The organism is Streptomyces sp. ATLC9, assembly GCF_057196705.1.
This window is the reverse complement of sequence record NZ_JBXUOY010000171.1, coordinates 1-11,944: the sequence shown is the minus strand read 5'-3', so window position 1 is coordinate 11,944 and position 11,944 is coordinate 1. Positions and strand designations below refer to the sequence as shown.

12 protein-coding genes are annotated in these 11,944 nt (G+C 74.9%); 5 read left to right on the top strand and 7 right to left on the bottom strand.

What is annotated here, in order from left to right:
- Positions 1–327 precede the first annotated feature (327 nt).
- The 3 genes from AC2CJA_RS17775 to AC2CJA_RS17765 form a co-directional block, all read right to left on the bottom strand.
- Positions 328–747 carry a cupin domain-containing protein gene (locus AC2CJA_RS17775; RefSeq protein WP_484603679.1) on the bottom strand — a complete coding sequence of 140 codons (420 nt, stop codon included), beginning with the start codon at positions 745–747 and terminating at the stop codon, positions 328–330.
- A 56-nt stretch (positions 748–803) separates the two neighbouring features.
- Positions 804–1,631, bottom strand: a complete 828-nt coding sequence (locus AC2CJA_RS17770) for an endonuclease/exonuclease/phosphatase family protein (protein WP_484603678.1) — start codon at positions 1,629–1,631, stop codon at positions 804–806.
- A gap of 147 nt (positions 1,632–1,778) precedes the next feature.
- Entirely contained in the window at positions 1,779–2,072 is a 294-nt protein-coding gene (locus AC2CJA_RS17765; RefSeq protein ID WP_484603677.1) for an alpha/beta fold hydrolase, read from the bottom strand.
- A gap of 446 nt (positions 2,073–2,518) precedes the next feature.
- Between AC2CJA_RS17765 and AC2CJA_RS17760 the strand changes: the two genes are divergently transcribed.
- From AC2CJA_RS17760 to AC2CJA_RS17740, 5 genes are all read left to right on the top strand, one after another.
- Positions 2,519–2,785, top strand: a complete 267-nt coding sequence (locus AC2CJA_RS17760) for a hypothetical protein (RefSeq protein WP_484603676.1) — start codon at positions 2,519–2,521, stop codon at positions 2,783–2,785.
- A 213-nt stretch (positions 2,786–2,998) separates the two neighbouring features.
- On the top strand, positions 2,999–4,261 hold the full coding sequence (locus AC2CJA_RS17755) for an NAD(P)/FAD-dependent oxidoreductase (RefSeq protein ID WP_484603675.1): 1,263 nt from the start codon (positions 2,999–3,001) through the stop codon (positions 4,259–4,261).
- Positions 4,258–4,458 carry a hypothetical protein gene (locus tag AC2CJA_RS17750; RefSeq protein WP_484603674.1) on the top strand — a complete coding sequence of 67 codons (201 nt, stop codon included), beginning with the start codon at positions 4,258–4,260 and terminating at the stop codon, positions 4,456–4,458. The genes AC2CJA_RS17755 and AC2CJA_RS17750 overlap by 4 nt, the downstream gene beginning before the upstream one ends.
- 10 nt (positions 4,459–4,468) lie before the next feature.
- Positions 4,469–6,388, top strand: coding sequence for a DNA primase (dnaG, locus tag AC2CJA_RS17745; protein ID WP_484603673.1), 1,920 nt, complete (start codon positions 4,469–4,471; stop codon positions 6,386–6,388).
- A gap of 143 nt (positions 6,389–6,531) precedes the next feature.
- Complete coding sequence (locus AC2CJA_RS17740) at positions 6,532–7,812, top strand: RNA polymerase sigma factor (protein ID WP_484603672.1); 1,281 nt, start codon at positions 6,532–6,534, stop codon at positions 7,810–7,812.
- Between the two features lie 49 nt (positions 7,813–7,861).
- On the opposite strand, the gene AC2CJA_RS17735 is transcribed toward AC2CJA_RS17740, so the two are convergent.
- From AC2CJA_RS17735 to AC2CJA_RS17720, 4 genes are all read right to left on the bottom strand, one after another.
- A complete protein-coding gene (locus AC2CJA_RS17735; protein ID WP_484603671.1) occupies positions 7,862–9,334 on the bottom strand; it encodes an FGGY family carbohydrate kinase in 1,473 nt (490 codons plus the stop codon).
- Positions 9,335–9,378: 44 nt separating this feature from the next.
- On the bottom strand, positions 9,379–10,638 hold the full coding sequence (locus AC2CJA_RS17730; RefSeq protein WP_484603670.1) for a cation:proton antiporter: 1,260 nt from the start codon (positions 10,636–10,638) through the stop codon (positions 9,379–9,381).
- A gap of 2 nt (positions 10,639–10,640) precedes the next feature.
- On the bottom strand, positions 10,641–11,108 hold the full coding sequence (locus tag AC2CJA_RS17725; RefSeq protein ID WP_484603669.1) for a cation:proton antiporter regulatory subunit: 468 nt from the start codon (positions 11,106–11,108) through the stop codon (positions 10,641–10,643).
- Between the two features lie 145 nt (positions 11,109–11,253).
- The coding region (locus AC2CJA_RS17720; RefSeq protein ID WP_484603668.1) for a thioredoxin domain-containing protein at positions 11,254–11,944 on the bottom strand (691 nt) is incomplete at its 5' end.

Genomic DNA, 11,944 nt, shown 5'->3' with positions numbered 1-11,944 from the left:
GCGCGCCCCGCCCCCGGGGGGCCACCCCCCCCCCCCCCGCCCCCCCCCCCCGCCCCCCCCCGGCGGAGCGGTGCGGGGGTGGCGGCCTGCCGTACGCAGGGCCTCGCAGGTGACGATAGATTGGTTCAGACCAATCGTTAAGGGTGACTTCCGGTCCGTTCCCGCGGGGCGTGGGCGGGGTGCGCACGGTGCAACGAGGGTCGTCCGCCCGGCCGGAGGGGGAGGAGGAGTGCGCGGAAGGGGCGGGAATGATGCGTTCCGTCCACTGACCGGATCTGGTCTGTACCAATAGTCCCGCATCGGCGGTTCCGCGCTTCCCCCGCGTCCTCAGCCCAGGGCGTGGCCGGTGGTGCTGTCCACGTGGCCGGGAATCTCCCCCTCGTGGCGGTCCCCGGTCGAGGCCGTACCGGTGGGCTCGAACATCAGGACCGACCCGCCGGCCGAGGACGGCTTGTGCTCGGTGGCGCGCGCCACCACGAACACCTCGCCCCTGCGCAGCTCGACGGTCCTCTCCCCGCCGTCGGCGTCGCGCAGGGCGATGTCGAAACGGCCGTCGAGGACCAGGAAGAACTCGTCGGTGTCCTCGTGCACGTGCCAGACGTGCTCACCCTCGGTGTGGGCGATCCGCACGTCGTAGTCGTTCACCCGGGCCACGATCCGCGGGCTGTACACGTCGGTGAAGGAGGCCAGCGCCTCGGCCAGGTTCACGGGCCGCGGCGGGGACTGGGGTGTGCGGGTCTCGGTCATGGGTCGATTCTCGGCGGTTTCCGCCCGCGGTTTCCGGCGTTTCGCGGATAGATGGTTCAGGAGGCCGGCTCCGGGGCCAGATCCGCCACGACGGCGGCGTGGTCGGACGGCCAGACACCGCCGACCGGGCCGTCGCCCGCCCGCCGTACGGCCGTGACACGTCCCAGCCCGCCTGGGCCGGACGGCGGCCCGACGTGGACGTAGTCGACGCGCGCGCTGGGCCGGAAGGTGGCCGCGACATAGGGGTTGGCGGCGTCCCGGGTGGCCGCCGGGGCGGCCGGGTCCGCGTACTCCCAGGCGTCCAGCAGCACCTGGCCCTCGACGGCGGGGGCCGTGCGCGAGCCGCCCAGCAGGCGGATCTCGTCGGAGTCGGGCGGTGCGTTGAGGTCCCCGGTGACCACGGGCGGGAAGTCGGTCCCGCCGCGGTGCGCCGCGACGAACTGCGCCAGGGCCGCGACCTGCCGGCGGCGCAGGGCCGAGGCGTGGGCGGCGGAGGTCAGGTGCGTGGTGAAGAACGGCACCGGTCGGCCGGGCGCGTCCAGCAGCGTGTAGAGCGCCACCCGCTCGTGGTCGCCCCCGGCCGGGGGCAGCGTGGCCAGGGCCCGGTCCGCCACCGGCCAGCGGCTGAGCACGGCGTTGCCGACGCCGAGCTCCGGGTCGTCCAGCCGCTTGCGCCATCGCCCGGGGACGTTCCAGGGGGCCCAGGTCCAGTGCATGTCCAGGTCGTGGGCGAGCCGTGCGGCGAGGTTCTCACCGCCGCGGACCCACACCTCCTGCAGACCGACCGCGTCGGGCCGCAGCTCGCGCAGCGTGGCGAGGATCGCCCCGTAGCGCTCCCGCCACGGCCCGAACCGCCACCACACGTTCCACGTCATCACGCGCATCCGCCGTCCCGCTCCCCGCGTCGTCCCTGGTGGGCCATGGGTGTACCCGTCCACGGCCCCGTTACCCGCCCGATGTGACGCGCAGCGGTCCGCGGGGCGAACGGTTCGGGTACGGCCCCGCCGGGGGCGCGCCGCGAACGGTCCGCGTCAGTCGGCGGATTCCAGGAAGTCCGCCATAGCCGGGGCGAAGGACGGATCGCGCACGGCCGTCAGGTGGTCGCCGTGCAGGGTCCGCAGCGAGGCGCGGGGGAGCGCGTCGGCGAGCACCCCGGGGCGCGCGGCCAGCGGATCGTCCGCGCCCGCGAGCACCAGGGTCGGCACGGTGACGCCCGCCGGTTCGGTCGGGCCCTGGTGCATGGACCTGCCCTGCGCGGCCAGGGCGCGGCGGTCGGCGCCCACCTCGTCGGCCCAGATCCGCAGGCCCGCCATCCGCAGCGGCACGTCGGCCGGGTCGTCGGCCGCGCGCGTCGATGCCGACCACCCGCCGTCCCCGCCGGGTCAGCACCTCGACGACGCCGGGCCGGACCCAGTTGGCGTGGGTGTCGGCGGTGAAGCCGTGGTGCAGCACCACGACCGGCAGTCCGCCGTCCCCACCGGACGCCGGGTCCCAGCGGTGATAGCGGATGGTCACTCCGTCGAAGGAGGTGAACTCGCGTGTCATGGGCCGACCGTAGGACGGCCGGTCGCGGCCCGGCGGTCGCGGGGAGAGCCGTTGTGCGAGCGCACACGCAACCGGGCCGGCCGCTGGGCCGGGGCCGCGAGCTGGTCTTATCGTCATGGACGCTGTCCGAACGGGGGCGGTACGCGGTGGTGGCCGTCGCGGGCCCCGGCCGGGAGGCCCACCGGACCCTGATCCGCTCCCGCGTCCCCGCGGCCGTACGGATCCTGTGGCACCCCGCTCCGACGCCGACCCGGACATCGCCGCCGGAGCCGCCGACGTCCTGCTGGCGGAGCTGGCCGGCGCCCTGCCCGCGCTGCCGGGGCTGCGCACCGGCGTCAGCTCCGCGGTGGAGGGCCTGGCCCGGGTGGGCGAAGCCCGCCGGGTCCTCCACGGCCAGGCGTACGGGGACGGCCCGGGCCGGGCCGTCCCCGCCCGGACCCGCCCCGCGGCCCGGGCGCACGGACACGCGGAGACGGGTGCGCGTACCGGGTGACCCAGGACAAAGGAGGGCGGTGCGCGCGAAGGGGGATAGAGCGGCCCGGAGGATGGGGAGAATCCGTGGGAGACGTCCGCGGAGCCGCCCGCGGACCGCACCCCCACCCGGACCACCCCGGACGATCAGTCCGCCGTACCTTCCGGCGGCGCGGCCGGCGGGGCCCGCTTCCGGGGGCCCACCGCAGGGGGCGGCGCAACGAGGAGGAAGCACGTGGTCGACGCACACCGCACGTTCGTCATCATCGGCGCCGGCCTGGCCGGGGCGAAGGCGGCCGAGACCCTGCGGGCCGAGGGCTTCACCGGCCGCGTCATCCTGATCGGCGACGAACGCGACCACCCCTACGAGCGGCCTCCCCTCTCCAAGGGCTACCTCGGCGGCACCGCCGAACGCGGCGGCGTCTTCGTCCACAAGCCCGTCTGGTACGCCGGGGCCGCGGTCGAACTCCACCTCGGCCAGCCCGCCGTCCGCCTGGACAGGGAGGCGAGGACGGTGGAGCTGGGCGACGGCACCCGGGTCCACTACGACAAACTGCTGCTGGCCACCGGCGCCGAGCCGCGCCGTCTGAACGTCCCCGGCACCGGGCTGGCAGGGGTGCACCACCTGCGCCGCCTGGCGCACGCCGACCGGCTGCGCGGCACCCTGGCCGGGCTCGGCCGCGACAACGGGCACCTGGTCGTCGCGGGCGCGGGCCGGATCGGCCTGGAGGTGGCCGCCGTCGCCCGCTCCCGGGGCGCCGAGGTCACCGTCATCGAGCCGAACCCCACCCCGCTGCACTCCGTCCTCGGGCCCGAACTGGGCGCCGTCCTCGCCGATCTGCACCGCGAGCACGGCGTACGCCTGTACTTCGGCACCTCCCTCACCGAGATCGTCGGCCAGGACAGCCAGGTCCTCGCCGTCCGCACCGGGGACGGCGAGGAGCATCCGGCGCACGCCGTGCTCGCCGCCATCGGCGCCGCCCCCCGCGTCTCCCTGGCCCGGGCCGCCGGGCTGGAGCTGGCCGGGGAGCCCGTGGGCGGCATCGCCGTGGACGCCTCGCTGCGCACCGGCGACCCCGACATCCACGCCGCCGGCGACGTCGCCGCCGTCCACCACCCGCTGTTCGGCGCCCGGCTGCGCGCCGAGCACTGGGCCAACGCCCTGAACGGCGGGCCGGCCGCAGCCCGGGCGATGCTCGGGCAGGAGGTCTCCTACGACCGGGTGCCGTACTTCTCCTCCGAGCAGTACGGCACGAGCATGGAGTACTCCGGCTGGGCGCCGCCCGGCTCGTACGACCAGGTGGTCGTCCGCGGCGACCTCGGGAAGCGGGAGTTCACCGCGTTCTGGCTGAGCGAGGGGCGGGTGCTGGCGGCGCTGGGAATGAACACCGAGGGCACCACCGGGCCGGTCCAGCGGCTCATCCGCTCCGGCCGGGGGAGCGACCCGGAGAAGCTGGCCGACCCCTCGGTGCCGCTGGAGGAGCTGGCCGGAGCGTGACCCGCCCCACCCCGCCCGCGGCCGGGGCGCTGCTGTGCTGCAACGGCCGTACCCCGGCCCGCGGCTTCCACGAGCGCCAGGGCTTCCGGGCGCACGGTGAGGAGTCCGTCATCGAGGGCGTCGGCCCGCGTCCCGTCTTCGTCCGGGAGATCCGGCCCCGGACCCGCCGTGCCGGGGACGCCGCGGGGCGGCCGTAGACTTTCCGCCGTGGCGGGACGGATCAACGACGACGACGTGAAGGCGGTGCGGGACGCGGTCCCGATCGACGCCGTCGTCTCCGAGTACCTCCAGCTCCGCCCGGCCGGCGGCGGCAACCTCAAGGGCCTGTGCCCCTTCCACGACGAGAAGTCCCCCTCCTTCCACGTCAGCCCGAGCAAGGGCCTGTACCACTGCTTCGGCTGCCAGGCCGGCGGGGACACCCTCGACTTCGTGATGAAGGTCGACCACCTCTCCTTCTCCGAGGCCGTCGAGCGGCTCGCCTCGCAGGCGGGGGTCACCCTGCGCTACGAGGAGGGCGGCTACGCCCCCGGCCGCCAGCAGGGCGAGCGCATCCGGCTGGTCCAGGCGCACAAGGCCGCCGCCGCCTTCTACACCGAGCAGCTCGACTCGCCCGAGGCCGAGACCGGCCGCCGCTTCCTGGCCGAGCGCGGCTTCGGCCAGGAGGCCGCCGCGCACTTCGGAGTCGGCTACTCCCCGGCCGGCTGGGACCACCTCACCCGCTTCCTGCGCGGCAGGGGCTTCAGCGACAAGGAGCTGATCCTGGCCGGCCTCGCCCAGGAGAGCCGCAACGGCCGCCCCATCGACCGCTTCCGCGGCCGGCTGATGTGGCCCATCCGCGACATCACCGGCGAGGTCGTCGGCTTCGGCGCCCGCAAACTGCGCGAGGACGACAACGGGCCGAAGTACCTCAACACCCCCGAGACGGCCATCTACCGCAAGTCCCAGGTGCTCTACGGTATCGACCTGGCCAAACGCGAGATCGCCAAGACCGGCCGGGCCGTGGTCGTCGAGGGCTACACGGACGTGATGGCCTGCCACCTCGCCGGGGTCACCGGCGCCATCGCCACCTGCGGCACCGCCTTCGGCGGCGAGCACATCAAGATCCTGCGGCGACTGCTGATGGACAACTCCCGCTCGGAGGTCGTCTTCACCTTCGACGGCGACGCGGCCGGCCAGAAGGCCGCCCTGCGCGCCTTCGAGGACGACCAGAAGTTCGCCGCCCGCACCTCCATCGCCATCACCCCCGGCGGCATGGACCCGTGCGACCTGAGGCTGGCCGAGGGCGACGAGGCGGTGGCGGCCCTGGTGGAGGGCCGCTCGCCGCTGTTCGAGTTCGCCATCCGCTCGGTCACCGGGCAGCACAACCTGGACACCGCCGAAGGCCGGGCCGCGGCCCTGGAGGAGGCCGCGCCGATCGTCGCGCGGATCAAGGACGGCTCGATCCAGCACCAGTACGCCGTACGCCTGGCCGGGCTGCTGGGCATCCTCGACACCGAGTTCGTGGTGCGGCGGGTGGGGCAGCTGGCCCGCTGGGAGCGCGGGCGGCGGGCCGGCGGCCAGGGCGGCCATGGAGGTCCGCAGCAGCGCCGCCCAGCCTCGCCGCCCGTGCGACAGGTGGGGCCCGGCCCCGCGCCAGGCGGCCCCCGGCTGGACCTGCGCAGCCCCCAGCGCCTGGCCGAGCGCGAACTGCTCAAGCTGGCGCTGCAGTTCCCGGCGCTGGTCTCCCCGCTCTTCGACGCCTACGGCGCCGACGAGTTCACCGCCGAACCCTATGCGCGGGTGCGCCGGGCCGTGGAGGAGGCCGGGGGAGTGGAGCGCGCCGACGCGGAGTACCTGGCCCGGGTGCGGGACGCCGCGCCGGACGACACCGTGCGGTCGATGATCACCGAGCTGAGCGTCGAGCCGTTGCGCACCCCGCGCGAGCCCGACGAGGCCTACGCCGGGGAGTTCCTGGTCAAGGTGCGGCTGGAGGCGGTCAACCGCCGGATCGCCGAGCTGAGCAGTACCCTCGCACGCATGACGAACAGCGGGGACGAGGCCCAGACGGCCGTCGCCGAGCAGTTGTGGACGCTGGAGCGGTACGGCCGGTCGCTGCGCGACCGCGGCGCCGCCGCGCTCTGGTCGTAGGCCCGCGCGGGGCCGGCCCCCGCACCAGCGGGTCCTCCCCGGCCCGTTCTGACACGTTCCGTACGCGTTCGGTCACCCAGGAGTCCAGAAACCGCGCGCACGCCCCTCGTGGCGGCAGTGTGTCGTACCCCACACTGAGGGAGGTGCCTGAGTCCCCGGAGCGCGTACCCCCTTCGGCGCCGCTCGTCCGCCGTGGTGCGGACAGCGGTGCGGCCGCGCCCGTCCTCGTCTCGCCTGTCGTCCCCGAACCGGCAGCGATCAACTTGGAGGCCGCCCCCGTGCAGACCCGGACCCTGGCCGGCGCGGCCCCCGCCGTCCCGGCCTTTCCCGTCCCCCCCGCCGCCCCCGGATCCCCGAACGCTCCGGACCCGGCCGCCGTACCGCCCGGCGGCCCGCCGGCCGTTCCGTCCGCGCACCCTCGGCCCGTCCCCGGCCAGGACACGGAAGCCGGTCCCGAGCGGTTCCGGGAGGAGCCCGCTCCCCTCCCCCGGCCCGCCGGCCCCGACGCGACCGGCCCCTCCGCCGACCTCTTCCGCCAGTACCTGCGCGAGATCGGCCGTGTCCCCCTGCTGACGGCCGCGGGGGAGGTGGAACTCGCCCGGCGCGTCGAGGCGGGCCTGTTCGCCGAGGAGAGACTCACCCGCACTCCCGGCCTCGACGAGAGCCTCGCCCTCGAACTCGACCGGTTGGTGGTCATGGGCCGGGTGGCCAAGCGCCGCCTGATCGAGGCCAACCTCCGCCTGGTGGTCTCGGTGGCCAAGCGGTACGTCGGACGCGGGCTGACCATGCTCGACCTGGTCCAGGAGGGCAATCTGGGCCTCATCCGGGCCGTGGAGAAGTTCGACTACACCCGCGGCTACAAGTTCTCCACCTACGCCACCTGGTGGATACGCCAGGCCATGTCCCGGGCGCTGGCCGACCAGGCCCGCACCATCAGGGTCCCGGTGCACGTCGTGGAGCTGATCAACCGGGTCGTCCGCGTCCAGCGCCGCATCCTCCAGGAGCGCGGCTACGAGCCGACGCCCGGGGAGGTCGCGGCCCAGCTCGGCCTGACCGGCGAGCGGGTCGGCGAGGTGCTGCGGCTGGCCCAGGAGCCGGTTTCGCTGCACGCCCCGGTGGGCGAGGAGGAGGACGTCAACCTCGGCGACCTCATCGAGGACGGCGACGCGCCCTCACCCGTGGAGTCCGCCGCCTTCCTGCTGCTGCGCCGGCATCTGGACGCGGTGCTGTCCACTCTCGGCGAGCGCGAGCGCAGGGTCGTCCAGCTGCGCTACGGCCTCGTCGACGGCCGGCCCCGCACGCTGGAGGAGATCGGCCGCCTCTTCGGCGTCACCCGCGAACGCATTCGCCAGATCGAGTCCAGGACCCTCGCGAAACTCCGCGACCACGCCTACGCGGACCAGCTCAGGGGTTATCTGGACTGAGCCCCCGGCCCGGTCGGGCCGGCGCCCGGCCGCGGCGGCCGGTGCGGGCTCAGCCGAAAGCCCCCGGGTGCGTCTGCTCCCGTACCGTCGCGTACTGCTGCCGCACCGCCTGGCCCACCGCCAGCTCCTCGCCCGGTTCCAGGACCCGGCCGGCGGGGGCGGGCCACATCGGGGGCTGCCGCGGCGAGAGCGCGCCCCGGGACACCCCCAGGGCCCAGGCGGCCTGGCGGGCGGCGCCCAGTGCCGTGTAGTCGGCGGGCTCGGGGACCACCACCTGCGCGCCCAGCAGGGCCGGGGCGATCGCCCGCACGGCCGGCAGATCGGCCGCGGCCCCCAGCAGGAAGACCCGGCCGACCGACACACCCCGGCCGCGCAGCACGTCGAGGGCGTCGGCCAGCCCGCACAGCATCCCCTCGAAGGCGGCGCGCGCCAGATGCTCCGGCCTCATGCTCTCGCGCCGCAGCCCGGCCAGCGTGCCGGCGGTGTGCGGCAGGTCGGGGGTGCGCTCGCCCTCCAGGTAGGGCAGCAGCACCAGCCCGTGGGAGCCCGGCGTGGAGGTCAGCGCCAGCTCCGAAAGCCCCTCCAGGGAGGTGCCGAGCAGTTCGGCGGCGCCGCGCAGCACCCGTACGGCGTTGAGCGTGTGCACCACCGGAAGGTGCAGACCGGTGGCGTCGGCGAGGGAGGTGATCATGCCGGTCGGCTCGGCCGGCGCCTGGTGGTGCACGGAGAAGACCGAACCGGACGCCCCCAGGGAGACCACGGCGTCGCCGAGGCCGACGCCCAGGCCGAAGGCGGCGGCCATCGTCTCGCCCGTGCCGGCCGAGATCAGCAGTCCTTCGGGGGTGTGCCCGGCGGGCTCGGCCGGCCCCAGTACCTCGGGCAGCTTCACCGGATGGCCGAGCGCCAGCTCGGCCAGGTCCGTCCGCCAGGACTCGGTGGCGGCCGACCAGTAACCGGTCCCCGAGGCGTCGCCGCGGTCGGTGGTGCGGCGCGGCGGACGGCCCAGCAGCTGCCACACCAGCCAGTCGTGCGGCTGGAGGACCTCGGCCACGCGCCGGGCCGCCTCCGGCTCGTGCCGGGCCAGCCAGCGCAGCTTCGCCACCGGCTGCGCCGCCTGCGGTACGGCGCCCACCGCCCGCGCCCACGCCTCGCGGCCGCCGAGCGCGTCGACGAGGTCGGCCGCGGCGGTCTGCGCGCGCCGGTCGTTGCCGACCAGCGCGGGACGCACGGGCACGCCGGCCTCGTCGAGCGCCACCAGCCCGTTCTGCTGCGCCGAGACACCGATGGCCTGGACACCCTCCAGCACCCCGCCGGCCGCGGCGTCGCCGAGCGAGAGCAGCCACGCCTGCGGGTCGGTCTCGGTGGGTCTGCCCGCGGCCGGCCCGGCACCGTCCTCCTCACCGCCGCCCCCGGGCAGGGGGTGCGGGGCGTATCCCTGTCTGACGACGGCACCGGTGTCGGTGTCGCAGACGACGATGCGGGTGTACTCGGACGAGCTGTCCAGACCGGCGACTGTCCCCATGCATGAGATGATGCCCCACCGGCCGCGGGTACTTCCTTCCGGCCCTACGGCTGGGTGGGGGAGTCCGCGCGGGCCGCGGTGTCGGAAGGGGTTTTCGGCCCCTCCCGCATTTCGGCCGGCGGCTGTCCCGACGGGCCGGGGGAGACCGGTACCGGCCGGGGCATCAGAGCCCTGACGGCAGGTTCCGTCCAGCGGGCGGCCAGCGGGCCGATTATCACCATCAGCAGTACGTACGCGGTGGCCAGCGGACGGATCTCGGTGGCGACCCCGGCCGCCAGACCGGCGATGACGATGGAGAACTCGCCGCGCGCCACCAGGGCTCCGCCCGCCCGCAGCCGGCCCCTGGGGCTGATGCCGGCGCGCCGCGCCGCGTACCAGCCGGTGGCGATCTTGGTCACCACCGTCACCACGGCCAGGATCAGCGCCGGGACGATCACCGGCGGGATGTTGCCCGGGTCGGTGGACAGCCCGAAGAAGACGAAGAAGACGGCCGCGAACAGGTCCCGCAGCGGGGCGAACAGCCGGTGGGCGCTCTCGGCGACCTCGCCGGACAGGGCGATGCCGACGAGGAACGCGCCGACCGCCGCCGAGACGTGCAGCTGCTGGGCGATCCCGGCGATCAGGACGGTCAGGCCGAGCACCACCAGCAGCAGCAGCTCGGGGTTGTCGGAGGAGACGGCCTTGCTGATCAGCCGGCCGTGGCGCAGCGCGACGTAGAGGACCAGGCCGACCGTTCCCAGGGCGACGATCAGGCTGACGCTGCCGCCCACCAGGCCGACACCGGCCAGCAGGGTGGTCAGCAGCGGCAGGTACACCGCCATCGCCAGGTCCTCCATGACCAGGACGCCGAGGACGACGGGTGTCTCGCGGTTGCCGAGCCGGCCCAGGTCGGTGAGGACCTTGGCGATGACACCGGAGGAGGAGATCCAGGTGACGCCGGCCAGTGCCACGGCGGCCACCGGACCCCAGCCCAGGACGAGGGCGGCGACGGCTCCGGGCGTGGCGTTGAGGACGAAGTCCACCATGCCCGAGGGGTACTGCGTCCTGAGGTTGTCCACCAGCTCGGAGGCGCTGTACTCCAGGCCCAGCAGGAGCAGCAGCAGGATCACGCCGATCTCGGCGCCGATGGCGACGAACTCCTCGCTGGCGCTCAGCTCGAAGATGCCGCCGTGGCCGAAGGCGAGACCGGCCAGCAGGTAGAGGGGGATGGCGGACAGGCCGATCCGTCCGGCGAACCGCCCGATGATCCCCAGCCCGAGGATGATGGCGCCCAGCTCGATGAGCAGCATGGTGGTGTCGTGCATGCTCAGCCCCCCGCGATGATCTGGGCGAGTTCCTCGACGCCCTGGCGGGTGCCCACGACCACGAGGACGTCCCCCGCCTCCAGTCTGAAGTCCGGTCCCGGGGCCGGGTGCGGCGCGGTGCGCCGCAGCACCGCGACGATGGACGCCCCGGTGCGGGTACGGGCGCGGGTGTCGCCCAGCGGCCGTCCGCGGTAGGGGGACCTGGCGGTCACCGGGATCCGCTCGGTGGCCAGGTCCAGCTCTCCGACGGCCAGATCGGGAGCCTCGGGCTCGGGGGCGATCAGCGCGGCGAGGGAGGCGGCCTCGTCGGATTCGAGCTGGAAGGACGCCTGGCAGGTGTCGGGATCCTCGGCGTCGTAGAAGCCAAGGAAGCGCCGGCCGTCCTGGTGGACGACGACGGACAGGTGCCGCCCGGAGCGGGTGGTGACGTCGTACTGGGTGCCGACGCCCGGAAGCGGTGTGCGTTTCATCGGCAGGGCTCTCCCCCCGTGGAACGGATCAGGTGGGCCCCGGGACGTGCGGCGCCGCCGGAAGAGCCCGTTCGCGTGGGAACGGAGCCAAGTTTCGCACAGGGGGCCGTCCGGCCGGCGTGCAGCCGGTGCGTCTTCTCGCCGGTCACCGCCGCGCGGACCGCTCCATGGCCGCCTCCACGAGCCGGCCGAACCGTTCGGGGTCCATGGGCGGGACGCCGGCACCCCCCTCCTGGATCCGCTCGCCGTCGAGTTCGGCGGCCGGCGTGCCGGTGACGTCCTCGGCCGCGTCGAACTTCGCCGAGACCCGCAGCGCCCACGGATCGTAGACCCCGTCGAGGACCGCCTTCTCGAAGCCGTCGTGTCCCCTGAGCTCGGCGACCTCCTGGGCGAGCCCGACCAGGTGCCGGTCGTCGGCGAACTCGTCCGAGGCCTCGTCGGGGTGGCGGTCGGCGGAGAAGAGCACCTCCTTGTAGGCCAGGAATGCCTCGGGGCTCACGTCCAGCGCGGCACCGAGCGCACTGAGCGCGTTGCGCGAACCGGTGCCGCCGGCGCGTTCGTCGAGGAAGGTGCCGAAGACGTACTCGGCCCGGTACCGGCCCGCCTCGGCATCCTCGCGGATCCTCCCGCCGTTGGCCTGCTCGAAGGCGGCGCAGACCGGGCAGCGCAGGTCCTCGTAGAGGGTGAGGGTGTGCTCGGCGTCCTCCCGGCCCAGGACGATGTCGGTTCCTCCCTCGCCCCGGGCGTGGGCCGGCGCGGCGTACCGCGCGTACGGGCCGGAGCCACCGCCCTCCTCGGCGACCTCGGCGGCGGCGGCCCAGTCGCTGCCGTCGCCG